The organism is Methylobacter sp. Wu1, from assembly GCF_036553575.1.
Classification (GTDB): domain Bacteria; phylum Pseudomonadota; class Gammaproteobacteria; order Methylococcales; family Methylomonadaceae; genus Methylobacter.
The window spans coordinates 63,142-88,077 of sequence record NZ_JAZHOC010000073.1; the positions used below are offsets into that span (position 1 = coordinate 63,142).

Genomic DNA, 24,936 nt, shown 5'->3' on the forward strand with positions numbered 1-24,936 from the left:
TTCATGAGGCTTTCTGCGTCAGCAGCACCGGCATGGTGTCTTCCTGGTCTGGCGCTACGCCCAGCACTCTTAATGCGCCAGCCATGACTTTGGAAAACACCGGAGCGGAAACTATGCCACCGTAATATTGACCGGCGGAAGGTTCGTCAATCATGACCACGATAATCAGCCTAGGGTCGCTAGCCGGCGCCATGCCAGCAAAGACAGCCTGATAGGCTTTATCGACATAGCCTCCGGCACCGGCTTTTTTTGCCGTTCCGGTTTTACCGGCGACTCTGTAGCCATCGACTCTGGCCTCATAAGCCGTGCCGTCTTTCATAACCACGCTTTCCATCATCGCCCTGACGCGTCTGGCGGTCTTGGCTGAAAACACGCGCCGCATATCTTCATCTTCATCCCGTTTCAATAAACTGACCGAATGCAGAATGCCATCATCGGCCAGCGCCGTATAAGCTCTTGCCAATTGCACGGCGGTTACATTCAAACCGTAACCGAACGACAAGGTCGCCTGCTCAAAAGGATGCCATTTGTGATAATCGAGCAGACTACCGCTGGCTTCGCCTGGAAAACCGGCTCCGGTCGCGGTCCCAAAACCGAGTTTGTCATACAGGCCCCAGAAATAGGCCGGCGGCATTTCCAACGCCATCTGACTAACCGCCACGTTGCTGGACTTCTTCAGCACATCCGTCAAAGTCATGGTGCCGTAATTATGCACATCCTTGACCAGATGGCGCCCGACCCGAAACATGCCGTTGGTTTCGAAAACCTCATCGGGGCGGACATAACCGCCGTCCAAAGCCGCCGCCACTACTAAAGGCTTAACCGTCGAACCCGGCTCGAAGACATCCGTCATTGCCCGGTTCCTGTATAAGCTTTCTTTTAGATTCTTGCGGGTATTCGGATTGAAAGACGGCTGATTCACTGCCGCCAGAATTTCTCCGTTTTTTGCATCCAATACCACTAAGGTGCCTGATTTGGCTTTATGCATGTCAACGGCCAGCTGCAATTCCCGATACGCCAGATACTGGATGCGCTGATCAATGCTTAACTCGAGATTCTTTCCCGAAACCGGTTCTTTAATGTTTTCAATGTCGTCAATAATGCGACGCTGCCCATCCCTGATGACCCGCTTGCTGCCCGGAGTGCCTTTCAAGGCTTTTTCATACCCTGCTTCAAGCCCTTCCTGCCCGATATCGTCCACATTGGTGAAGCCCACCAAATGCGCCGAAACGCCGCCCGTAGGATAAAAACGCTTGAATTCGCGCTCGAAATACACACCGGTCAGTTTTAACTCTTTTACCTGATCGGCCAATCCGGGATTGATCCGGCGAGCGATATACGCGAATTGCCGAGTAGTATCCTCTTTGAGCAGTTCGGTTACTTTGCCATCCGACAGGCCCAACAGTTTTTCCATTTGCCGGACTTGATCTTTCGGAGCGAACTTAAGCTCCCTGGGATTCACCCATATGGATTGCACAGGCGTACTGATTGCCAAAGGTTCGCCGTTTCTATCTTTGATCATGCCTCTATAGGCCGATACGGATACGTCATCCACCTGCCGCATATCGCCCTGGTCTTTCAGAAACTGTTTATTCAGTACCTGCAAATCAACCGCTCGTCCGACCAATACCGCCATACAACTCATCATGAAAACCATGACAAACTTCCTTCTGCCGGAGAAATTACCGGTTTGCGCGCTTGCTTTCCTGTTGTCTTGAAAATCTAACATTTACGGTTTTATATAAATGATCTTTTCCCGTAACGGCATGACCAATTTCAATTGCTCCCGCGCGACTAACTCAACCCGATTCTGTTCCGTTAAAGTCGTCAGTTCCAACTGCAACTGTCCCCATTCCACTTCATACTGATCCAAAGCTCTTTCCTGTTTCTGAATCTCGATAAAGATCAGCCGCGAGTAGTATTTGCTATAAATCACCGCCAGCGCCGATACCAGAAGCATTATCAGCAGAACCGCCATACCTACAATCCGATTCGTCGCCACTTAAATTCTCTCTGCTACCCGCATAATTGCACTGCGCGCCCTAGGGTTCTGCGCAGTCTCCTGCTTGCCGGCTTTTAACGCCTTGCCTACTTTTTTAAAAAGGCCTTTATCAATATCGGCTTCCTTGACAGGCAGCTTGCCGGGATCATATTTAGCCCCGGACTCGTCCCTGATAAAACGCTTTACGATTCTGTCTTCCAGCGAATGAAAGGAGATCACTACCAATCGCCCGCCCGGCTTCAGAACCCGCGCCGATTGCTGCAGGACGTCTTTTAACTCATCCAATTCCCGGTTGATTTCAATGCGTATGGCTTGAAAGGTACGCGTTGCAGGATGCTTATGCTTTTCTCTGACCGGCACAGCCTCTTCAATAAGCGCGGCTAATTGTCCGGTGGTTGCCACAGGCGATTGGGCTCGTCTTTCGATGACAGCTCTGGCTATGCGTCGCGCGAAGCGTTCCTCGCCATATTCGAACAAAACCTTGACGAGATCCTGCTCATCGACAGTCGCCAGCCATTGCGCTGCCGATACTCCGGCATTCCCATTCATGCGCATGTCCAAGGGTCCGTCGCGCAGAAAACTGAAACCCCTTTCAGGATTGTCCAGTTGAGGGGATGACACACCCAAATCCATCAGAATCCCGTCGACATGCCCCGCCAGACTTTCGCTGGTGACTATGTTTTCCAGCTCGGAAAAACAGTTATGTATCAACTGAAACCGCTTATCTTGAAGCATGGCCTTTGCATATTCGGAGTTAACCGCATCAGCGTCGCGGTCAAAAGCCAGCAAGCGTCCGGATGGACCTAATTGTTCCAAGATCCCCTGACTATGGCCGCCTCGACCGAATGTACAATCCAGATAGATGCCGTCTTGTTTAATCGCCAACTGTTGCAGAGCTTCCGCAAACATAACGGGCAAATGTTTCACTAACAAATCTCCCGTCTTAAAAGGATAATGACCCTAGATCTTCCAACCCTTCGTCATCATCGCCATTGAGCCATTCATTTTCTTTTGCCGTCCATGCCTCTTCGTTCCAGATTTCAAACTTATTAAGCTGGCCAACTAAAACAATTTTCTTGTCCATGCGCGCATACGTCCTGAGTTTTTCCGGCAACAACAACCTCCCTTGCCCGTCCATATCGCACTCGGAAGCATTGCCAATAACGAAACGTCTTAACTTGCCGGCCATTTTATTCAAGGTGGGCAATTTACTGATCGTTTGTTCGAGTTTTTCCCATTCAGGCAGTGGATACAGCCATAAACAGCCGTGTTCTCCGACACATCGCTCATCCACGGCAACTGTCACAACCATCTGACGATCGCAGCACTCCTGCAATTCCTCGCGATAACGCGTTGGAATGGCAAGACGCCCTTTATCATCAAGCGTGATTGAGCTGATACCTCGAAACAAGATTTACCTCGAATTCCCAAAAAAACCATTTTTTTCCACTTTTCACCACTATAATTCACTATAGTTTTCAAACCAGCTTGAGTCAAGGAGGATTTCATTAATAATCTTTCTTTTTTGACAATGACTTACGTAACCTTGAATGACAGGTTGAAACGCATAAAATACCTTCAAATAAATCTTATGCTTTATCAGAAAGTTAATTGATATTATGGCAGTAATACTTTAAACGTAAGACACCTTAAGCTCGGCAGGCTTTATCGGTGATAGCGGGAAGAAATAGGAAGGAACTGCGGCAATATTTACCGAACATTTTCATACAACTTCAACTTCAAAAATGTTTATGAATTCAACCTCTCGAAAATTTGAGGCTTAAATAAAAGAAAGAGTCAGCCTGTAAGCCGGGTTCTGTCTAGAACAGCCATTCATCTGGGCTGCAAGTCACCTTGCAGCTCAAGCAATCTACCCAGGAACCGCGCGGGCCACGCGTCTGTTCCTCTATTTGATCTTGCTCCGGGTGGGGTTTACCCTGCCGCTCCTGTTACCAGTTGCGCGGTGCGCTCTTACCGCACCTTTTCACCCTTACCAGCCACGAAGGCTGGCGGTATATTTTCTGCGGCACTTTCCGTAGGCTCGCGCCCCCCAGGCGTTACCTGGCACCCTGCCCAATGGAGCCCGGACTTTCCTCCATTCTATCTTGCGATAAAACAGCGACTGCTCAGCCGACTCTTTCAATGCATAGTTTACCACACTTGTTCACTGACTGCCTCGGGGAATGATATTAACGGACAGTCTAAGTGCTTTTACGTATTGCTTAATCTGTCACACTTATTCAACCAGCACCTTGACGAATACCATTAACGGATAAACTAAGCGTTTTTACTTATTGCATATCCAGCGCTGCCTGGTATAGCAATTTTTTTCTAACGCCGGTGATTTCCACAGCCATGGCGACGGCGGTTTTAATAGAGCATTCCCGCAATAACACAGCCAGCAACTTCTGCTGCTCTGGGGTAATAACCTGTTCTTTTTTATCCACGACCGCGCCATCGACAATGACAACGAACTCGCCCTTTCTCATATTTTCGTCATTCTCGACCAATTCCAACGCCTTGCCCAAGTTGGTCTTTACAATGGTTTCATGCAGTTTGGTCAATTCTCTGGCAATGACGATCTGACGATCCAACGGCAGCACTTCTGCCATGTCTTTTAACGAGGCCAGAATCCGATGGCTGGACTCATAAAATACCCAAGTGTTCGGGCACATCAGTTTTTCATGAAAAAACGCCTGCCGCGCCGATGAAGTTCTGGGCAAAAAGCCTTCGAAAGAAAATTTCGTAACCGGCAGTCCTGCCGCCGACAATGCGGCGATCAATGCGCAAGCACCCGGCACCGGCGACACTTCCAGCCCCGCGTCTTTCACCATGCGCACCAACGGCATGCCCGGATCGCTTAGCAGCGGCGTACCGGCATCTGAAACCAGCGCGACTGATTGACCCTGCCTCATTTTTTCCAGCAGGCCGGCCGAAACCGTATCCTCATTGTGCTGATGCAGTGACACCACTTTATTGCTGATGCCATAATGCTGTAACAGCATTTTGACGTGCCGGGTGTCTTCCGCGGCAATTAAATCAACCTGTTTTAATATTTCCACCGCTCTAAAGGTAATATCTGCTAAATTACCTATTGGCGTAGCAACAACATATAATTTGCCGCATTGACTTGACATTGGACTTTCTCACTTGAAAACTTCTGATTTTAAGATACGGCCAAGGTATAAGCCGCTATTACTCTATGTCTCGCTTCCGGTCTTATGGCTTTTTTCCGGTTGCGCCATGTTGCCTGACAATAATGTCCAGCCTCAAGGGCAGACTCCCCCTGTCATGCAAGCCCCCCTAACCGAACCGGCACCGCCATTATACCAGCAACCTGCCAGCGAACTGTCTCCCGAACAAAGCCAGCACCAACTGCAGGCTATTGACGCCCTAATTCAAGCCGGCAATCATGATACAGCGCAAAAACTCGCCGATGACCTTGATCCCGCCGCCTTGTCTGTCCAGCAACGCGGCCAGCTGAATCTGATTTATGCCCAGATTGCGCTCAATGTCGGTGAGGCCGAACAGGCCCTCGGCAGACTGGAGTTAATTCAAGCCCAGCAGCTAAGTCCGGAAAATAGAATCCAATATTTTCAATCACAGGCCTTTGCGTTTTCATTAACCGGCCGCCTGCTGGACAGCGTCAGATCCAGAATCGAGTTGGGCAAGTTATTAAGCTCGCCTGATGAGCGCGATGACAACCATGCCGCCATTCTTGAAACATTAAGCCTAATGCCAGAGCCCGCCTTGCAGGCGCAATCGCATGAGGCAAAGGATGAACTGGCCGGATGGCTATCCTTGGCCAGCGTATTAAAACTAAAGGAGCAGGACCCAGCCGCTTTTGATGCCGGATTGGCAAAATGGCGCGAAATTTTTCCAGGACATCCGGCCAACTCTTACTTACTGAAAAACAGGGCCGAAAACGCAGACAAACAGTCCCTATCGATCGCCGTTTTACTTCCCGAATCAGGCCCTTTCGCTCAAGCCGCCAAGGCCATACGCGCCGGTTTTATGGCCGCCTACGATCGTCAGGACAGCAATGGCTCAAAACCCACTATCCGCTTTTACGATACTGAGCAGTCAACCCCAGCCGACTTATATAATCAGGCGGTCACTGAGGGAGCGGAATTCATTGTCGGCCCGCTAAACAAAGAACACATTCAAAGCCTTGCGGACTCTGTTGCATTTGACGTTCCCGTACTGGCTTTAAACCACATTCCGGGACTGCTTAAACACAATCTCTACCAATTCAGCCTCAGCCCTATGGATGATGTTGAACAGATTTCCCATAAAGCCTGGCTGGACGGCCGCCAAAAAGCCTTATTACTGATTCCGGAAAACGATCAGGGCAAACGCATAGCCAATTTTTTCATAGAAAACTGGCAGGGAGTCGGCGGCTCAATTCTTGAGTTGCAAAGCTATAATCCAAAGACCACCGACTTTTCCCCGGCCATCAAAAAGCTGCTGAATATCGATGAAAGCGAGGGCCGCTATCGTAAAATCAGTCAGTTGATGCCCTCATTGACCTATACGCCTCGACAGCGGCAGGATGCCGATGCGCTCCTGCTAAGCGCTTATAGCGGCGAAGCACGCCTGATCAATCCGCAACTGCAATACTATCAAGCCGGTAGCCTGCCCATTTACGCGCTGCCGGCTGTCTACAGCGGCCAGCCCGATCCGGCGCTGGACCAGGACCTCAACAAGATAACGTTTTGCGATACGCCCTGGCTGCTCGGCTCCGGCCAGGACGGCCTCAGCATGAGCGCTTTGCAAGACATCTGGAGACAATTTACCAGTCCTTATTTGCGCCTGATCGCCATGGGTATAGATGCCTATGGCCTGATCGGCCAACTGGATAAGCTCGACATCGCTCCCTACTCCGGAGCCACCGGAATCTTGTCACTGATGCCTGACGGGCGCATTAAACGTGAACTGGCTTGCGCCAAATTCATGGATGGACGGCCTGAACTGATCGACGCCACCAATACACCTCCCACGCATGAAAATCAGCCCGCGCAGGCATTGTTGCCGATGGACGAGCATGCTGAATAAAATCAAAGCGAAAGCGACCCACTTAATCCGCGGTGAAAACGCCGAAGAGCAGGCCTATCGTTTTTTGCTCGCCAAAGGATTCGAACCGGTTTGCCGCAATTTCCGCTGCAAGCAGGGCGAACTTGATTTAGTCATGCTCGATAAGCAGACACTGGTGATCATCGAAGTCAGATTTCGCAAATCCGATAAATACGGCAGCGCGCTCGAGAGTGTTACACAAAAGAAACAATCCCGTATAATAGCGGCGACTCATCATTATTTATCAGCCAATAAGACAGACAGGCCTATTCGTTTTGATGTTATCGCCATTTCCGGCAATGGCACTATAGATTGGATACAAAACGCCTTTTAACCCTGCAATTTCAATGAGCCTACAAGACCGAATCATCAATCATTTCTCCGACAGCATTCAGACCAAGCAGGATGCCATGGCCGGCCTCTGCGAGCTTATCGAGTTTGCCTCGCAGCGCATGGTCGCCGCCTTACTGAATGACAAAAAGATATTGTCCTGCGGAAATGGCGGCTCGGCGGCCAATGCCCAGTTTTTGTCCTCGGCCATGCTCAACCAGTTTGAGCGCGAACGCCCCTCATTGCCGGCCATTGCCTTAACCACAGACACGGTTGCCCTGACAGCCATAGCCAATGCTTATCATTTTGATGAAATTTTCGCGAAACAAATCCGGGCGCTCGGACAAGGCGGCGATATCCTGGTCGCATACACCGACGCCAGCGATGCGGCCAATTTATCCAAGGCTATCACTACCGCACACGACAAAGATATTTCAGTCATCGCCCTAACCGGCCATGACGGCGGCAGGATTGCACCGTTATTGAATGAAACTGATATAGAAATTCGCGTGCCGTCAAGCTCAACCGCACGCATACAGGAAGTGCACTTGTTGATTACGCATTGCCTGTGCGACTTAATCGACCATCAACTCTTTGGCGGCTAATCCATGAAAAATCATCTGTTGCTATCTCTGTTGCTCGTTATCGGCTTGTCCATGAACGGTTGCGCAACCACCGGCAAACCAATCAATGAACGCCGCCACGGCGATATCGTATTGATGGATCAATCCATAGAAGCCAATGCATCCCAAGCATTAAGAGCCGACGAAGAAATAGAAAAGAACAGCCACGTAAATGTCACAGCTTACAATGGCATGGCCCTGGTTACGGGTGAAGCCCCTAGCGCGGGCTTGCGCAATAAAATCATTGCCATAGTCCGCACCATTCCCAACATAAAACAGATACACAATGCCGTACTGCTTGCCAAGCCCAGTTCAGAGCAAGCACGCGCTAATGATGCGGTGATTACCGCAAACTTGAAAGCGGCACTGGCTTCCATTAATACGATACCCGGATTCAACGGCACAGAAGTCAAAGTAGTCACCGAAAACGGTGTAGTTTACCTGATGGGACTGGTTCACAAGAATGAAGGTGCGGCAGCCACAGAAGCGGCCCGGCAGACCGCCGGCGTCAGAAAAATCGTCACAAAATATGAATATATTGACTGAGGCGATTGCCGTCGGCTTTAACGCGGCACTGAATCAGGGCCGCAAGATATAGCCGCTCGGCGTAGCCCTGTCGCTGAGGTGCCTTACAACTTTTATTCAGCGCTTTCCGCATAAAGTGCGCTGCTGCCATCCATATCGCCGGTCTGGACATATAATAGCGGCTGGCCTTGATTCAGCATCGCCCCGCCTATGACTCTGCAGACCGCGATTTTATGATCGCCCGCATCGGCATAATGACTGACTTCGCAGTCAAAATAAGCAAGACTTTCGGATAATATCGGCGCTCCGGTTTTGCCTGTCAGCCACTGAAAACCGGCCATCTTGTCTTTGAGGCCGGGGCGGCCGAAATGCTCGGCAATGGCCTGCTGATCCTGCCCCAGAACATTGACGGTACAGATGCCGCCCGCCTGCAGCAGCTTATAGGAATAATGCTGGGGATTAATGCTCAACGCCAGCAGCAGCGGATCAAAAGAGACCTGCATGACCCAGGCCGCCGTAAAGGCGTTTTGATGTATTCCATCACTGACGCCTATGACATAGATGCCATGACTGATTTGCTTGAACAGCTTGTCAGGATCTTCAATCATTGCCGGCTACCAGTTTAATGCGCATCGACAAGTCAACGGCGCGGACATTTTTAGTCAATGCCCCGATGGAAATATAATCGACTCCCGTTTCGGCAATCGTGCGTATATTGTCAAGGCCGATATTGCCCGACGCTTCCAGCTCTATAGCCCCGGCATTCAGTGCTACCGCTGCCCGCATGTCTTCGAGAGTAAAATTGTCCAACATGATGCGATCGGGCTTGGCCGCGATAGCCTCTTCCAGCTCCTGCATGGATTCGACTTCCACTTCGACAGGAACCGATGTTTTGGCACGCGCGGTCTGAACAGCCTTGGCTATGGAACCCGCCGCCATAATATGATTTTCCTTGATCAATACGCCGTCATACAGCCCAATCCTGTGGTTATGACAGCCGCCACAGGCGACCGCGTATTTCTGTGGGTTCCTGAGTCCTGGCATGGTCTTGCGGGTGTCCAGCACTTTACAGCCGGTGCCGGCAACAGCTTCCGCATATTGCCGAGCGACTGTTGCCGTAGCTGACAAAGTCTGCAATAAGTTCAACGCGGTACGTTCTCCCGTTAGCAGGCTTCTGGCTGGACCGCTGAGCCTGCAAAGGAGCGTGTCTTTATCGACCTTATCGCCTTCACTCACCAGCCAGTCAATGTTGACGCTGGGGCTCAATGCCTTAAATACCGCATCAAACCAGGCACGGCCGCAGAGTACCATGGCCTCCCGGGTGATAACCTCGGCTTCTGCATGCGTTGTTTCGGGAATGATTTCCGCTGTAATATCGCCCGAACCGATGTCTTCATCAAGAAAGGGTTTTACTTCTGCGATTTTTGATTGTTCTGTCATAACCTGTCTAATTTGGAAAGCGCTCGCTCTACAATGGATCTCTCGTCCAAGGTTACAATAGCCGCCTGTTCTTGTCTAAATTTTTCAGCGAGTTCCTGGACTTTAACTTCAAGCATTTTTGCGCCATTTTTGCCGACAAACAGCATATTTTCCGTTTCCGCGCTTTTCCATATCAGCTTGCCCCATTGCCGTCCCGATTCGAAATCGATAGCTATCCAGTTGTTTTCCGGCATATTTTTTACCTGTTCGCTCCACTCATCCACGATGACTTCAGGCTTGATGCTCGCGCCCTGTTCCACAACCGGACTGGCTTTAACAACACTACCCAGCTCTCTTTTTTTATCTTTACTATCCATCAGGATGATATGCCGTACCGCAAGATCCTTAAAGAAGCGAGACTGTGCGTTTTTATCGTATGAAATTCGATCCAGTCCGTATCTCAGTTCTTTGATCGTGCCGGGCAAAAATTTTAATATCCGTTTTTTTTCATCATTATCTCTCGGAGGCAACACGCTGACGACCAGCTCTTCCATGGCCCGTACCGATTTTATCCAAAGTTCCGGCTCTTCATTTCTGCGGACGTGATCGACCAGCAAAACATGTTGCCAGACATCATGCAGAAAGTCGGCTATGACTGCCGGCAATTCCTTTCCCTGCATGCTGTCATCAATAGTCTTGGCTACGACTTTTTTGCTCAGCTCCAGCGATTCTTTATTTTGCATTAACTGTCTGGAGCGATCTTCAAGAATCTGAACCCGCTGCTTTTGTTTTTCCAGATAACGCCCAAAATCGCTTGCCTCATTTGCCCAATGAACATGCCCAGATCCATTTTCTCTGGTTATAAGCTTTATGACGTCGACAATGCGCTCGTAAACCAGGCGGTCACTATGATCAGCCGGGTTTAAAAATTGCCCGGCAGCAAACAAATCATTCAATAAGCGCCTGACAGGATTGTCTATACCGGTAAAGACGCTGTATTGTCCCAATGCAATCGCAGCCCAGGGTATTTCCAACTGGAGCAAGGCGGACTTTACAGCGCTTGTCAGCGTATCGTCACTGTTAATTTCTCCAAAAATCAAAGCCGCTAAATCCAGAATATCTTCATCGCATTTCGCCAATGCCTTGATATCTCCGCTGAAATTTAGCTCTTCAAGCTTTTTAATGACTCGCCATTTCAGCGGGCTCCCGATCTCCCGATCGGCATCCTCGAAAGCATAAAGCTGACCAAGAATTTCCAGCGCGTGTATTATTTCAAAATGCTCATAGGTGGCTGCACTTTCGGATTTCGGAATTAAATCATAAGCCGAGGGGGTGTACATTGAACGCCACTGATCCAGTTTTTTCTGTAATAGCTGAAAATCTCGGCTTATCAATTCACTGCTTGCGATAGAAGGTTCAGGCGCTTCCCTAATTTCACTGACATCGTATGAGGCTATTTCACACTCTGAATCGATCTGCCTGATCAATTCGCCATAGATAAAGCCTAGCTGGCTAAACACATGATCTTCAAATGCTTTATAGACAGCAACCCGAAACTTGGTGGTTAATTTCAGTGGATTAATCACCTCCGCCAAAGCATGAGCCAGATTTGCCGGTGAAGCCGGGTTATTACGGTCAGAAAAGACTTGTTTTCCCATCTTGATTGAGAGTTGCCTGTTCATCTGATGCAACTGCCCTTGAAAAGAATGCTCGCAGTCGCGGATAATCGAAGCAACTACATGGCTTTCCTCTACCATAGCATCGCTGGCCAGCGAGGCAGAGGCCATATTTATTTTCTGATCCGGATTTTTTACCGTCTTTTGAGAGGTAAAATGGAAAGCATCGCTCACCTTAAGTAAGTAATTTTGCTTTATTTTTCTTCGAACCGCCTGAACGTGCTCCAACTGCTTTCTGTAATCCGTTTTCTCGCGATCTTTTCCTGATTGCAGCCCGAATTCGAAATCAATCCGCATACAGCAATCATCAACCAATGGCTCGATGTAGTGATAAAAAATCGATTTGAATTTGGCTAGAATTTCGGCATCATTCGATGTGCTTTTGCTAATGTCTGTGTATTGCCGTATGTTCATAGCCATGTTTCTTCCGCAAAATAAATGATCAGTCTTTGCCAAACCAAGACTGTACCTAAATTATTATTTTGACAGATAATACGCATTTTTCTCGTGAATTCTGTGCTCTATTTCCGTTTTTTCCTCTATAAATTTCATGAAAATAGATAGCCACTGGCTAACTGGCATTACCCGCCTCCCTTCGCCAAACTTTGACGCAAGAACCGATACTACGGATATCTCCTTGTTGGTCATACACTGCATCAGTCTGCCGCCGAGCGAGTTCGGCACGCCTTATATTGATCAGCTCTTCTGCAATCAGCTCGACCCGGACAAACATCCCTATTTCAGAGACATCTATCAGCTGACGGTGTCCTCACATCTATTGATCAGGCGGACAGGAGAAATCGTGCAGTATGTGCCTTTTGACAAGCGCGCCTGGCATGCCGGGAAATCGGTTTATGAAGGCCGGGAGAGGTGTAATGATTTCTCCATCGGCATAGAACTTGAAGGCACTGAGCTGATCGAGTACACAGACGCACAGTACCTGCAGCTGGCGGCAGTGATTCGCCTGCTGCTTGAGACCTATCCGCAGCTATCGACAGATCGCATTACAGGACATAGTGATATTGCGCCCGGACGAAAAACCGATCCGGGCGCATCGTTTGATTGGCAGAAACTGTTCAGTTTATTGAATACCTAATAGCTCGGCGGCGATCTATGCCTGTTCAGCATGCTTGGACTGCCCAATGCCGAATGATTCGGCAAGCATCAGAACCACGCCCAGCGTAATGGCCGAATCGGCAATATTAAAGGCCGGCCAGTGCCAGGAATCATAATACACATCAAGAAAATCGATAACATAACCATACAACAACCGGTCAATCAAATTGCCGATCGCACCGCCCAGAACCAGCGCCAGCGCGGCAGCCAGCAAGGTCTCATGTTTTTTCAATCTGGCCAGCCAGACAGTAATGCCTACACTGATCACAATGGCTAACCCTGCAAAAAACCAGCGCTGCCAGCCGCCCGCTTCGCTCAGGAAGCTGAAAGCCGCTCCGGGGTTATGCAGATAAGTTAGATTAAAATACGGCATGACCGGGATAGACTCGTAAAGCTGCATCGAACTGTCGATGATGAGCTTGCTGCTCTGATCCAGAGCTATTGCCAATAATGACAACCATAACCATTTCAACATAGTACTCACGCAAATTGTCGGTTTTCGCCGGCGCCAGCCACGTTTTCAACGCAGCGACCGCAAAGTTCAGGGTGATCGGCATGCGACCCCACATCCTGACGTTGATGCCAACAGCGCACGCATTTTTTATGCCCGGACACGGCAACTTTTAACTTAACGCCGTCAATCTCGGTTTGAACGGCATCATCAGGGCAAGCCTGATCGGCCATTACCGTGGCATTTGAAGTAATAAAGACAAAGCGCAACTCATCTTTCAAGCGGTTCAAAGCATCAAAGTAATCCGCATTGCAATACAGTTCAACCTCGGCATTGAGCGAAGCGCCTATCTCTCCCTTCGCCCGGCTCTTTTCCAGCTCTTTACCGACGACAGTTCGGACAGCCATGACTTTCTGCCAGAACTCGCGGTTCATCGCAGCCTCGTCGTCCAGTTTGCACAGGCCTTGATACCAGGTTTCCAGAAATATCGATTCACTGCGCTCGCCGGGCATATAATTCCAGATTTCATCGGCTGTATAACTGATGATGGGCGCGAGCCAGCGAGTCAGCGCTTCCAGCACGTGATACATGGCCGTTTGAGCAGAACGTCTGGCCAGACAATCTTCTTTGGCCGTATATTGACGGTCCTTGATGATATCCAGATAAAAGCCGCCCAGATCGATCACGCAAAAATGGTGCACTTTCTGGAAAATAAGTTGAAACTGATAGCTTTCGTAAGCGGCCTTAACTTCTTCCTGGAGCGCATAGGCCCTATCCACGACCCAACGATCCAGGGCCAGCAAATCCTTCGCCTCGACCAGATGCAGGGCAGGATCGAAGCCGTCCAGATTCGACAGCAGGAATCGGGCCGTGTTTCTCAAGCGACGGTAACCGTCCGAGGTCCGGTTAAGGATTTCATCGGACACGGACATTTCGCCGCGATAATCGGTCGACGCCACCCATAGCCGCAAGACGTCGGCGCCTAACTCCTTCATGACCTCCTGCGGCGCAACCACATTGCCTCTGGACTTGGACATTTTCTTGCCTTCCGCATCCACAGTAAAGCCGTGTGTCAATACGGCTTCATAAGGCGCCACATCATTCATGGCCGTCGAAGCCAGCAGCGATGACTGGAACCAGCCGCGATGCTGGTCCGAGCCTTCCAGATACAGATCGGCTGGGAAAGCCAGTTCCTGGCGTCTCTCCAGAACACAGGCATGTGTGACGCCGGAATCAAACCAGACATCCAGCGTATCGGTCATTTTCTCGTATAATGAAGCCTCCTCGCCCAGCAACTCTTCCTTCTCCAGTTCAAACCAGGCTTCTATGCCTTTTTGCTCGATGCGTTGAGCCACTTGCTCGATCAGTTCAGGCGTGCGCGGATGCAGTTCGCCGGTTTCTTTATGGACAAAAAAGGCAATCGGTACGCCCCAGGTGCGCTGGCGTGAAATACACCAGTCAGGCCGGTTTTCCATCATGCTTTCAATACGCGCCTGACCCCATTCCGGAATCCAGTCCACTCGCTTGACTTCGTTCAGCGCCTGCTCGCGTAGGCCGTTTTTATCCATGGAAATAAACCATTGCGGCGTGGCCCGGAAAATAATCGGCGTTTTATGGCGCCAGCAATGCGGATAACTGTGCAGAATGGCTTCTTCATGCACCAGCTTGCCTTTTTCTTTGAGCACCGCCACCACATGATCATTGGCGCTAAACACATGCTCGCCAGCGAACAGTTCGGTATTAGGCAGAAAAATGCCATCGTTGCCGACCGGATTGTCGACCGGCAAACCGTATTTTTGGCCGACCACATAGTCGTCCTGACCATGTCCTGGCGCCGTGTGCACGGCGCCGGTGCCGGCATCGGTCGTGACATGGTCGCCGAGGATGACCGGTACCTGACGGTCATAAAAAGGATGCTGCAGCAACTGATGTTCCAGCGCCGCGCCTTTGCAATAGGCAACGACATGGTAGTTTTCGATGTCATAGCGCGCCATCGCATCCTTAAGCAGGACTTCGGCTATGACCAGGCGCTCTTTTTTGCCGTCTTTCTCGCACTGAACCACGGCATAGTCAAGATCAGGATTCAGGGCAACGCCCTGGTTGGCCGGCAGTGTCCACGGTGTCGTGGTCCAGATGACGACCGATAACAGTCCCTCGCCTTCATGCTCGGGGACATGGTGGCAGCTCGCCATAAACGCTTCTTCATCAATAACCTGGAAACGCACGTCAATGGCCGGCGAATGCTTGTCTTCGTACTCGACTTCCGCTTCGGCCAGCGCCGAGCCGCAGTCGGTGCACCAGTGCACGGGCTTGGCGCCCTTGGTCAAATGCCCTTTGGCGCTGATTTTCCCCAATGCACGCACGATATCGGCTTCAAAAGCATAATCCATCGTTAAATACGGGTTATCCCAATCACCCAGGACGCCGAGCCGGACAAACGCTTCTTTCTGAATGTTGACCTGCTTGCCTGCATACTCGCGGCAGGCCTTGCGAAAAACCGCCGGAGACACTTTAACGCCGGCCTTGCCGACTTTCTTTTCCACCATCAATTCGATAGGCAGACCGTGACAATCCCAGCCCGGCACATAAGGCGCATCAAAACCGCTCAGCGTTTTCGATTTGACAATGATATCTTTCAGGACTTTATTGACTGCGTGGCCGATATGAATTTCACCATTGGCGTAGGGAGGCCCATCGTGCAGAATGAATTTGGGGCTACCGGCAAACTGCTCCCTGATTTTGCTATACAGGCCGGCCTCCTGCCATTTCTTTAACCGCTCCGGCTCACGCTGCGCCAGATTGGCCTTCATCGGGAAGGCGGTTTTAGGTAAATTCAGTGTTTTTTTATAGTCCATCGTCATACGTTTCTTAATTCAGCAAAAATCTTTTTAGTATCCGCCACATCTTTTACGATCTGAGCCTTAAGTTCATCCAGCGACCGGAAACGCATCTCATCTCTGATTTTTCGTTTAAAATGCACTTCCACGTAACGTCCGTAAATTTCTTTATTAAAATCAAACAAATGTGTTTCCAGTATCACTTTTGAGCCGCCATCGACCGTAGGCCGCGTCCCGACATTCGCTACACCTTCGAATTCCTGGCCGTCTATGCCGGTCATGGTAACGGCATAGACGCCGACCACAGGCGTATTTTTTCTAAACATGCGTATATTGGCGGTCGGATAGCCAATCGTCCTGCCCCGCTTGTCGCCGTGCGCAACCCGTCCGCATACGGAATAACAGCGCCCCAGCAGTCTCTCGGCTTTAACCAGATCGCCGGCGCCCAGCGCGTCCCTGATCAGAGTGCTGCTTACGCGCTGACCGTCTACATAGTAAGATCCAGTATCTTCAACTTCGAAACCGAAGGCCTGGCCTTTTTTCTTCAGCAGGGCAAAATTGCCGCGCCGGTCTTTGCCGAAATGAAAATCATCCCCGACAACCAAATGCTTGACGTTCAGTTTTTTTATTAAAATATCCGAAATGAACTGTTCGGCGTCACAATTGGCAATCTGTTGATTAAAGCGCAATATCAGTAAATCATCAACGGGCAGCTTTAAAAACTGGATCACTTTCTCCCGCAAGCGCATCAATCGGGATGGCGCATTTTTTCCCAGGAAATATTCCAGCGGCTGCGGCTCGAAAATCATCACGATAACCGGCAGACCCAGCGCCCTGCCGCGCGTCGCCAGATTATCGATCACGGCCCTGTGGCCTAAATGCAAGCCGTCAAAATTCCCGATAGTCAACACACAACCGTTTTCCAACGGTTCTAAATGAGACAGGCCTCTAATTAAACGCATGAATGTGACAAATTAAAATTCTTTATTCTATCATGGGTAACTTCATGTGAACTCAAAACATAAATCTGGCGAAATGCATGAATCCGGCAAGAAATCCTAGGATTTCGGCAAAGCGCTATTGCAATACGTTACTGTCATGCCAGCCGACTAAATGCTTGAACCTTAAACCGGTCATGACTAATGTAAACGCATAAATTGCACACCCTATCGCAATCCATACGATCAAATTGATGACTCTGTCCATGGAATCCCACTGCCCCCACTGACTGACATCAACGGAATAATACAAGGCGGCCGCCATTACTGCACTTGCCAACAGTATCCTGACCCAAAACAATGCCCATCCTTCGGCCGGCCGATAAACCTTTTCTTTCAACAGTTTGCCAAGCAGTAAAAAAGCATTTAAAAACGCGCTCAGGGATGTTGCCAAAGCGATCCCCGCATGCGCCATAGGAAACATCAGCGCAGCGTTTAAAATGATATTGGCGGCAATAGCATATAACCCATAACGGACCGGCGTTTTCATATCTTGCCGGGAAGTGAAACCAGGCGCCAACACTTTAATCAGAATAAATGCCAACAATCCGGCTGAATACGCCATGAGGCTCTGCCCTGCCAGCTGCACATCGTCAGCGCCAAATTCCTTGTATTGAAACAGTGTCGATAAAATCGGTTCGGCCAGCATCAGCAGCCCGACCATGGCCGGCATGCCGATCAATAAAACCAAGCGCAGCCCCCAATCCAATGAATTCGAAAAGGCCCTCGCATCGTCGGCGGCATGATTTTTCGACAAGCTCGGCAAAATAACTGTAGCCACGGCAATTCCGAAAATACCCAGCGGAAACTCCACCAGACGGTCTGAATAATACAACCAGGAAACGCTGCCGGCGCCTAAAAACGAAGCCATCAATGTATCCAGCAGCAAATTGATCTGCGTGGCTGAAACGCCGAGAATCGCCGGCAACATGAACCCCATCATGCGCTTGACGCCTACATCATTAAAATCGAATCTCGGCCGCGGGAGCAGACCTAAGCGCATCAAGGCCGGCATCTGAAACAACAATTGCACTACGCCGGCTATGAAGACTCCCCACGCCAATGCCGCAACCGGCTCGGCCATCAGGGGCGCCAGCCAGATTGCGGCAGCGATCATGCAGATATTCAGCAAAGCCGGCGTCAAAGCCGGAATGGCAAACTTGCCGTGCGCATTCAAGACACTGCCTGCAAACGCCACCGACGAGATAAAAAACAAATACGGAAAAGTAATCCGCAGCATCTGCACGGCCAGTTCATGCTGAGATCCTTGCCAGATAAAGCCGGGAGCGAACAAAGTAATGAGCACAGGCGCAGCAATCATGCCGAGAATCGTAACCAGCATTAAAACCAGCACCAAGCTTCCGGCCGTCCTGTCGACGAATTGCTTTAACGCCGCCCGGCTGCCGCGCTCCTTTTGGTCTGATAGCGCTGGAATAAAGGCCTGGGCAAAAGCCCCTTCAGTAAACAGGCGCCGCAGAAAATTCGGAATTTTAAAAGCAACAAAAAACGCATCGGTTGCCGGATTGACGCCGAAAAGCCGCGCTATCAGCATGTCCCGGACAAATCCCAATAGCCGCGAAATCATGGTCATGCCGCCTACAACGGCAGTGGACTTAAAAAGCTGCCCGCTCAATGCTGCTCCTCATTGTTAATTCATTATTTTTTTGACAATGATAACATTTAAAAAGATAATATGCGGTCTTATTAACTCACATAGCAAAAATCGAGAAATTATGGCTAATACAGCACAAGCTAAAAAGCGTGCGCGACAAGCGGAAAAAAGCCGTATTCGCAACGCAGGACAACGCAGCAATTTACGCACGTTCGTAAAAAAAGTTATTGCCGCAGTTAACGCGGGCGACAAAGAAAAAGCGCAAGCCGCCTTCAAGACCGTTGTGCCCATTATCGATTCAGCAGTAAACAAAGGCCTTATCCACAAAAATAAAGCCTCTCGCAGCAAAAGCAGACTGAATTCAAAAGTAAAATCTATCGCTTAATAAAAGCTTTAGTCTTACTAATAAAAAGGCCGAACTCCCACGAGTTGCGGCCTTTTTATTTGGCCGTTCTACAGCAATACCATATTATCTCGGTGTATCATTTCCGAATCATCGGCATAGCCAAGAATAGCTTCAAATTCAGAACTGCTCTTGCCGGCAATTAACGCTGCATCCGCCCTGCCATAATTGACAAGCCCCCGGGCGATTTCCTGACCGCTTTCATCCACACACGAAACTAGCTCGCCGCGCTCAAACCGACCCGATACTGATTTAACACCAACAGCCAACAAGCTCTTGCCGTCACTTTTTAAAACTCTGACTGCGCCCGCATCAAGAACCAGCTTTCCCTTGACCTGCAACTGCCCGGCAAGCCAGCGCTTTCTGGCCACCAAAGGCTCTATATCCGGCAATAAATACGTCCCCAGATTAGCCCCGGCAATCACCGACGTAATCACATCCTCAACAACACCTGCCGCAATCACGGTAGCAGCCCCCGATCTGGACGCCAGGCGCGCCGCACGAACCTTGGTAAACATGCCGCCTCGCCCCAGCCCACTACGGCTCTCTCCAGCCACGATATCCAGTCGACCATCATTGACACTGATCTCGGAGATCAACTCCGCCTCAGGATACAGGCTTGGATCGGCCGTAAACAACCCTTTCTGATCCGTCAGAATGATCAGCAGATCCGCCTCCACCAGATTCGCCACCAAGGCGCCCAGGGTATCATTATCACCAAAGCGGATTTCTTCGGTTGCGACCGTGTCATTTTCATTAATGACCGGCACAACCCCCATCTTTATCAGCGTCAGCAGAGTGCTTCTGGCATTCAAATAGCGCTGACGGTCCGATAAATCATCGTGCGTCAGCAGCACCTGCGCCGCATGCAATCCGTGTTGTTGAAAATTATCATCAAAAACGCGCACCAGCCCCATCTGACCAACCGACGCCGCCGCCTGCAGCTCATGCAATGTTTTAGGCCTTGTTTTCCAGCCTAGACGGCACATGCCTTCGGCCACCGAACCCGAAGAAACCAGCAGCACTTCAATTGACTGCCGCCTTAGCGCAGCCATTTGCCTAACCCAAGCCGCAATAGCCGGCTTGTTGAGGCCTCGGCCGCCATCCGTCAACAAAGAACTGCCTATTTTGACGACAATTCGCTTGGCTTTCGCAAAATCACTCCTGCTCACTTTCTTCTCGCCGATGCTGTTCCAAAAATTCCATGATGGCAAACATTAATTCTCTAGCACCATCCCCGTTAATTGCCGAGATTTTAAAGACCGGCCCCGACCAGCCAAGCTCATCAATAATTGCCTGGCAATGCTCACCCACTTCCTCATCAAGCAACCTGTCTACTTTATTGAGCACCAGCCAACGCGGCTTATGCGCCAAATCATCGCTCCATTTCTCGACTTCACGGATAATCTTGCGCGCTGCCTCAACCGGCGAATCCGAACTTTCATAAGGCTCAACATCAACCAGATGCAACAACAGGCGCGTCCGCGACAAGTGCTTGAGAAACTGCAAACCCAGCCCCGCACCTTCAGCCGCCCCTTCAATCACACCCGGAATATCGGCAATCACAAAACTGCGCAGATCATCGATCCTGACCACGCCAAGGTTAGGATGCAACGTAGTAAACGGATAATCAGCAACTTTAGGCCGAGCTGACGATACCGCCCGTATCAGACTGGATTTCCCCGCATTAGGCATGCCAAGCAAGCCGACATCGGCAATCAGCGTCAACTCCAAATGCAGCCTGCGATGCTCGCCTTCAGTACCTTTGCTGGCATATTGCGGAGCACGGTTAACACTGCTTTTAAAACGGGTATTGCCGAGACCATGAAAGCCGCCCTTGGCCACCAGCAACGTCTGGCCGACTTCGGTCAGGTCCCCCATCTCCTCGCCTGTTTCCGCATCGGAGACACGCGTGCCCAAAGGCACCTGCACATAGCAATCATCACCTTTTTTTCCCGTGCAATTGCGAGCCATGCCATTCTCGCCGCGCTGCGCCCTGTGTACTGAGTGATAGCGAAAATCAACCAGCGTATTTACATTTTCAGCCGCGACCAGATAGACACTGCCGCCATCACCGCCATCGCCGCCATCAGGCCCACCCAACGGCACATATTTCTCGCGACGGAAGCCGACCTTGCCATTGCCGCCATCACCCGCTTCTACACGAATTTCCGCCTCATCAACAAATTTCATAAATCACGCCGCCGCATTTAAAAACTTACTTACCGATAAAAACAAAAAAAGCCCCACTATTAACGAGCGGAGCTTTTTTAGACAACCATACTACCGCCCACAGTGCGGCTTGTAAGTTTTATGCAGCAACTACACTGACAAATTTACGGCCATTAGGACCTTTAACCTGAAAAAGCACTTTACCGTCAGTTGTTGCAAACAATGTATGATCTTTTCCGCAACCGACATTGTCGCCTGCATGAAAATGCGTTCCACGTTGGCGCACAATAATGCTGCCCGCCGTCACGACTTGACCGCCAAAACGTTTAACACCCAATCTTTTCGCATTAGAGTCGCGTCCGTTACGCGTACTACCGCCCGCTTTCTTATGAGCCATCTGTAACTCCTAAATATTAAGCAGAAATGCCAGTAATCTGGACTTCTGTATAGTATTGACGATGCCCCATGTGTTTCATATGGTGCTTACGTCTTCTGAATTTAATAATTTTAACTTTTTTATGCCGACCTTGAGACAAAACAGTCGCTGTCACTTTGCCGCCTTCAATGAAAGGCAGACCAACTTTAACATCGCCGCCTGACTGAACCATCAGCACTTTATCGAATTCAATGCTGTCGCCTGTTCCAAGCTCAAGTTTTTCTATTTTTAAGGTCGTACCTTCTTCTACTCGGTACTGTTTACCACCTGTTTGAATTACCGCATACATCTGCGCAAGCTCCATCAAGCATTAATCTGTTTAAAGTGAACAGACAATTTTATTTTTAAAACTAAGTCAAGTCAAATTTAAAATCAACCGACCCCTAATATTCTTGCAATAAAATAACACAAGAAGGCTATTGACACCACTATAGTTTATTCAATAGCATGGGCGATTAACTTTGTATTAAGTTATAATAGCTTAACGGCTTTGTATTTCATAGCTATCATCATGAAAAATAACCTAATCTAAACACGCAGCATTAATAATGGCATCACAATCCACATCGAACGCATCAGCGCCCATTGATTTTAATTCGATCAAGAATTTAACCATCTCTGAAGCCAAGGCGGTCGACCAGCTCATCATTAACGAGTTAAGTTCCGATGTTATCCTGATCAATCAGGTCGGCCATTATATTATCGGCAACGGCGGCAAAAGACTGCGCCCGATGCTGCTGCTGCTTGCAGCCAAAGCTTTGGGCGATGTCAATAGCAATCATCTGGTGCTCGCCGCCGTCATTGAATTCATCCATACCGCGACACTGCTGCACGATGACGTGGTTGACGATTCAGACCGCCGACGCGGCAAACAGTCTGCCAATGCGGTTTGGGGCAATGCCGCCAGCGTCCTGGTCGGTGATTACCTCTACTCCAGCGCATTTGAAATGATGGTGCGCACGGGCAATATGCGCGTTATGGAAATTCTGTCCAAAACGACAACCGCCATTGCCGAAGGCGAGGTTCTGCAGCTTTTGAACTGCAATAACCCCGAAACCACCGAAGAAAAATATCTCGAAGTCATCTCCAGAAAAACAGCCATCCTGTTCAGCGCCGCAACCCGACTGAGCGCCGTCATCTCCAATGCTTCCGAAGAAGTGGAAGAAGGCTTGGCCAGGTACGGCCAGCATCTCGGCATCGCTTTTCAACTTATCGACGATGCGCTGGATTACAAGGCCAATCAGGAGGAGTTAGGCAAGAATCTCGGCGACGACCTGGCCGAAGGCAAACCGACTTTGCCATTGATTTATGCCATTCAGCACGGCAATGACAGCGAAGCCAATATCGTGATCGATGCGGTCAAGAACGGCAATCGCGATGCCTTCAGTGAAGTTTATGCCGTCGTAAAGAGCACTAAAGCGATTGATTATACCGAGCAGCGCGCCGATGAAGAAGCGCAAAAAGCGATCGATGCATTAAGCATCCTGCCCGATTCGGAATACAAAAACGCACTGATTCTATTGGCTAAGTTTTCCGTTCAACGCAATTATTAATGCCAGAAATGGCAGGGCTGTGCTTAGCTTCTAAGCACAGCGTCGGCGCATACAGCCTATCAATCTTATAGATCAGATTTGAATTTATCGACCAGACCGGTGATACGTTCGACCCTCCGACCAACAGTCGCCACGAACACTGCCTCATCAGCTACCAGTTTGACCGTTTTTCTGGCCCGGGTGATAGCCGTGTAAAGCAATTCCTTTGTCAACACGGGATTAACCGCATCAGGCAAAGCAATCAGCACCTCCTCGAACTCGGAACCCTGGCTTTTGTGTATGGTCATCGCAAACACGGTCTCGCAATGCGGCACGCGCGCGGGCAAGTATTTTTTAACACTGCCATCGGCCCGCTGGAAAAACACCATCAGTTTTCCGCTCTGATCATGATCGGGCAGACAAATGCCGATATCGCCATTGTAAAGTTGCAAAGCAGGGTTATTCTGCGTAACCATGATTGGCCGCCCGACATACCAAAGCCCGGACACATTAATCAATTTCTGCGTGACGAGCTTTTGCTCGACCAGATGATTGATCTCGGCGACGCTGTTTTTGCCATGCCGATTGGCGCATAGCACCTGAAAGCGGCTGAAGGCGCGATAGATCTCGTCAAAGGGCGCTGCGGCCTTAACCAGCTGCAGGTAATCCGCCTGCCGCCCCGCCACATAATCGACAAGGTCCTGATCCAGTAGCGTTATATTTTTATCCCCACGCTGCAGCGCCTGCCAGGCGACATCGGCCTGTTGCTGATTTACGGCGGTCGCCAGCTTCTTGATGTTCTCGTCAAACCGGTGCGATTTCTTCAACTCCAGCGTACAGTCCGGCAAAATCGCCGTCAGATCGGCCAGCACGGCTCCCGATTCGACCGAAGCGAGCTGATCCTTATCGCCAAGCAAAATCAGGCCAGCGCCGGGCTTTAGCGCATCGACCAATTTGCTCATCAGCGCCAGATCGACCATGGACGCCTCGTCGACCACCACCAGATCATAAATCAACGGCTTGTCGGCATTATGGCGAAAATACGGAGACGGCGGCATGGCGCCCAGCAAGCGGTGCAGCGTTGTCACTTTTTCAGGGATAAGCTGCTTGACGGATTCCGCACACGGCAGCGACGCTTTGTTAGCGCCTATCGATTCCTGCAGACGCATGGCCGCCTTGCCAGTCGGCGCCGCCAAAGCGATATGCAGAGGTTCTGAGGCCAGTTCCTGCATTAAGGCCAGAATCCTGACCACCGTCGTCGTCTTGCCTGTCCCGGGCCCTCCGGTAATAATGCAAAATCCCCGCGTAAGTGCCATATTGGCGGCCTCTCGCTGCCAGTCGACCTCATCGGGCCGCGCCGGAAAATAACGGTCCAGCGCGGCGTCTAGGCCTTCTATGGATGGCTTTGCCTGTGCCATTGCCTTGATCTGTTTCGCCAGACGGCTTTCATAATCCCAATAACGATGCAGATACAGGCGGTTCTGCTCGAGCACCAGGGGCAACGACCCGGCAGTCTGGCCTGATACGGCCGCCAACCCCGAAGCCCGCACCAATGCGCAGTCGCTCTCCGCCAGTTGCATGCAGCTGTGGCCCTGGCTTTGCTCATGCGACAACTGCCTGACCAGGCTTTCAAACAGCGGCTTTTCCTCAGTGCTGAGCTTGCACCGCTGCCCCAGAAAACGGGCGAAAGCGACATCCAGCCGGCTATAGACTTTTTCCTGATCCTGCATC

General features: G+C 50.3%; 24 protein-coding genes and 1 other RNA gene. 7 read left to right on the forward strand and 18 right to left on the reverse strand.

Annotated features, from left to right (window positions below; all coding sequences use genetic code 11):
- Position 1: 1 nt before the first annotated feature.
- The 6 genes from V2P20_RS16020 to rsmI form a co-directional block, all read right to left on the reverse strand.
- A complete protein-coding gene (locus V2P20_RS16020; RefSeq protein ID WP_331820049.1) occupies positions 2–1,729 on the reverse strand; it encodes a penicillin-binding transpeptidase domain-containing protein in 1,728 nt (575 codons plus the stop codon).
- Positions 1,730–1,978: a cell division protein FtsL gene (gene ftsL / locus V2P20_RS16025; RefSeq protein ID WP_194968198.1), complete on the reverse strand. Its 249-nt coding sequence runs from the start codon at positions 1,976–1,978 to the stop codon at positions 1,730–1,732. It lies immediately after the preceding gene.
- A 24-nt stretch (positions 1,979–2,002) separates the two neighbouring features.
- Complete coding sequence (gene rsmH / locus V2P20_RS16030; protein ID WP_331820052.1) at positions 2,003–2,929, reverse strand: 16S rRNA (cytosine(1402)-N(4))-methyltransferase RsmH; 927 nt, start codon at positions 2,927–2,929, stop codon at positions 2,003–2,005.
- 16 nt (positions 2,930–2,945) lie between these two features.
- Positions 2,946–3,413, reverse strand: coding sequence for a division/cell wall cluster transcriptional repressor MraZ (gene mraZ / locus V2P20_RS16035; protein WP_194968196.1), 468 nt, complete (start codon positions 3,411–3,413; stop codon positions 2,946–2,948).
- Between the two features lie 378 nt (positions 3,414–3,791).
- Positions 3,792–4,140: RNase P RNA component class A (gene rnpB, locus V2P20_RS16040), an RNA gene on the reverse strand.
- Positions 4,141–4,293: 153 nt separating this feature from the next.
- Positions 4,294–5,139, reverse strand: a complete 846-nt coding sequence (gene rsmI, locus V2P20_RS16045) for a 16S rRNA (cytidine(1402)-2'-O)-methyltransferase (RefSeq protein WP_331820054.1) — start codon at positions 5,137–5,139, stop codon at positions 4,294–4,296.
- 154 nt (positions 5,140–5,293) lie between these two features.
- Here rsmI and V2P20_RS16050 point away from each other — a divergent pair, with 154 nt between their 5' ends.
- From V2P20_RS16050 to V2P20_RS16065, 4 genes are read left to right on the forward strand one after another with little or no spacing between them, the layout of a single operon-like run.
- Positions 5,294–7,057, forward strand: a complete 1,764-nt coding sequence (locus V2P20_RS16050) for a penicillin-binding protein activator (RefSeq protein ID WP_331820056.1) — start codon at positions 5,294–5,296, stop codon at positions 7,055–7,057.
- A complete protein-coding gene (locus tag V2P20_RS16055; protein ID WP_331820058.1) occupies positions 7,047–7,409 on the forward strand; it encodes a YraN family protein in 363 nt (120 codons plus the stop codon). Before V2P20_RS16050 ends, V2P20_RS16055 begins: the two co-directional genes overlap by 11 nt.
- 13 nt (positions 7,410–7,422) lie before the next feature.
- Entirely contained in the window at positions 7,423–8,010 is a 588-nt protein-coding gene (locus V2P20_RS16060; protein ID WP_331820060.1) for a phosphoheptose isomerase, read from the forward strand.
- 3 nt (positions 8,011–8,013) lie between these two features.
- Positions 8,014–8,574, forward strand: coding sequence for a BON domain-containing protein (locus tag V2P20_RS16065; RefSeq protein ID WP_331820062.1), 561 nt, complete (start codon positions 8,014–8,016; stop codon positions 8,572–8,574).
- Positions 8,575–8,666: 92 nt separating this feature from the next.
- On the opposite strand, the gene V2P20_RS16070 is transcribed toward V2P20_RS16065, so the two are convergent.
- From V2P20_RS16070 to V2P20_RS16080, 3 genes are read right to left on the reverse strand one after another with little or no spacing between them, the layout of a single operon-like run.
- Positions 8,667–9,161, reverse strand: a complete 495-nt coding sequence (locus V2P20_RS16070; protein ID WP_331820064.1) for a flavin reductase family protein — start codon at positions 9,159–9,161, stop codon at positions 8,667–8,669.
- Positions 9,154–9,993 carry a carboxylating nicotinate-nucleotide diphosphorylase gene (gene nadC / locus V2P20_RS16075; protein WP_331820066.1) on the reverse strand — a complete coding sequence of 280 codons (840 nt, stop codon included), beginning with the start codon at positions 9,991–9,993 and terminating at the stop codon, positions 9,154–9,156. The genes V2P20_RS16070 and nadC overlap by 8 nt, the downstream gene beginning before the upstream one ends.
- Positions 9,990–12,068 carry a DUF1631 family protein gene (locus tag V2P20_RS16080; RefSeq protein WP_331820068.1) on the reverse strand — a complete coding sequence of 693 codons (2,079 nt, stop codon included), beginning with the start codon at positions 12,066–12,068 and terminating at the stop codon, positions 9,990–9,992. Before V2P20_RS16080 ends, nadC begins: the two co-directional genes overlap by 4 nt.
- A gap of 130 nt (positions 12,069–12,198) precedes the next feature.
- Here V2P20_RS16080 and ampD point away from each other — a divergent pair, with 130 nt between their 5' ends.
- On the forward strand, positions 12,199–12,744 hold the full coding sequence (ampD, locus tag V2P20_RS16085) for a 1,6-anhydro-N-acetylmuramyl-L-alanine amidase AmpD (protein WP_331820069.1): 546 nt from the start codon (positions 12,199–12,201) through the stop codon (positions 12,742–12,744).
- Between the two features lie 15 nt (positions 12,745–12,759).
- Here ampD and lspA read toward each other — a convergent pair whose 3' ends face one another.
- The 4 genes from lspA to murJ form a co-directional block, all read right to left on the reverse strand.
- Complete coding sequence (gene lspA, locus V2P20_RS16090; RefSeq protein WP_331820070.1) at positions 12,760–13,239, reverse strand: signal peptidase II; 480 nt, start codon at positions 13,237–13,239, stop codon at positions 12,760–12,762.
- Positions 13,240–13,244: 5 nt separating this feature from the next.
- Positions 13,245–16,076 (reverse strand): isoleucine--tRNA ligase, encoded by a 2,832-nt coding sequence (ileS, locus tag V2P20_RS16095; RefSeq protein WP_331820071.1) that lies wholly within the window; start codon positions 16,074–16,076, stop codon positions 13,245–13,247.
- Complete coding sequence (gene ribF / locus V2P20_RS16100; RefSeq protein ID WP_331820072.1) at positions 16,073–17,014, reverse strand: bifunctional riboflavin kinase/FAD synthetase; 942 nt, start codon at positions 17,012–17,014, stop codon at positions 16,073–16,075. The genes ileS and ribF overlap by 4 nt, the downstream gene beginning before the upstream one ends.
- 115 nt (positions 17,015–17,129) lie before the next feature.
- Complete coding sequence (gene murJ, locus V2P20_RS16105) at positions 17,130–18,683, reverse strand: murein biosynthesis integral membrane protein MurJ (protein WP_331820073.1); 1,554 nt, start codon at positions 18,681–18,683, stop codon at positions 17,130–17,132.
- A gap of 100 nt (positions 18,684–18,783) precedes the next feature.
- On the opposite strand from murJ, the gene rpsT reads away from it, so the two are divergent.
- Positions 18,784–19,047: a 30S ribosomal protein S20 gene (rpsT, locus tag V2P20_RS16110; RefSeq protein ID WP_027159061.1), complete on the forward strand. Its 264-nt coding sequence runs from the start codon at positions 18,784–18,786 to the stop codon at positions 19,045–19,047.
- A 68-nt stretch (positions 19,048–19,115) separates the two neighbouring features.
- Here rpsT and proB read toward each other — a convergent pair whose 3' ends face one another.
- The 4 genes from proB to rplU form a co-directional block, all read right to left on the reverse strand.
- Complete coding sequence (gene proB, locus V2P20_RS16115; protein ID WP_331820074.1) at positions 19,116–20,237, reverse strand: glutamate 5-kinase; 1,122 nt, start codon at positions 20,235–20,237, stop codon at positions 19,116–19,118.
- The gene (gene cgtA / locus V2P20_RS16120; RefSeq protein ID WP_331820076.1) at positions 20,224–21,258 is read right to left on the reverse strand and encodes an Obg family GTPase CgtA; all 1,035 of its coding nucleotides are present in this window, start codon (positions 21,256–21,258) and stop codon (positions 20,224–20,226) included. The genes proB and cgtA overlap by 14 nt, the downstream gene beginning before the upstream one ends.
- 118 nt (positions 21,259–21,376) lie before the next feature.
- Positions 21,377–21,634, reverse strand: coding sequence for a 50S ribosomal protein L27 (rpmA, locus tag V2P20_RS16125; protein WP_194968180.1), 258 nt, complete (start codon positions 21,632–21,634; stop codon positions 21,377–21,379).
- 16 nt (positions 21,635–21,650) lie between these two features.
- Positions 21,651–21,962: a 50S ribosomal protein L21 gene (rplU, locus tag V2P20_RS16130; protein ID WP_027159057.1), complete on the reverse strand. Its 312-nt coding sequence runs from the start codon at positions 21,960–21,962 to the stop codon at positions 21,651–21,653.
- Positions 21,963–22,221: 259 nt separating this feature from the next.
- Between rplU and ispB the strand changes: the two genes are divergently transcribed.
- Entirely contained in the window at positions 22,222–23,226 is a 1,005-nt protein-coding gene (gene ispB / locus V2P20_RS16135; RefSeq protein ID WP_331820078.1) for an octaprenyl diphosphate synthase, read from the forward strand.
- A gap of 65 nt (positions 23,227–23,291) precedes the next feature.
- Here the strand turns inward: ispB and recD are convergent, their stop codons facing one another.
- Positions 23,292–24,935 carry an exodeoxyribonuclease V subunit alpha gene (recD, locus tag V2P20_RS16140; protein WP_331820080.1) on the reverse strand — a complete coding sequence of 548 codons (1,644 nt, stop codon included), beginning with the start codon at positions 24,933–24,935 and terminating at the stop codon, positions 23,292–23,294.
- Position 24,936 lies beyond the last annotated feature (1 nt).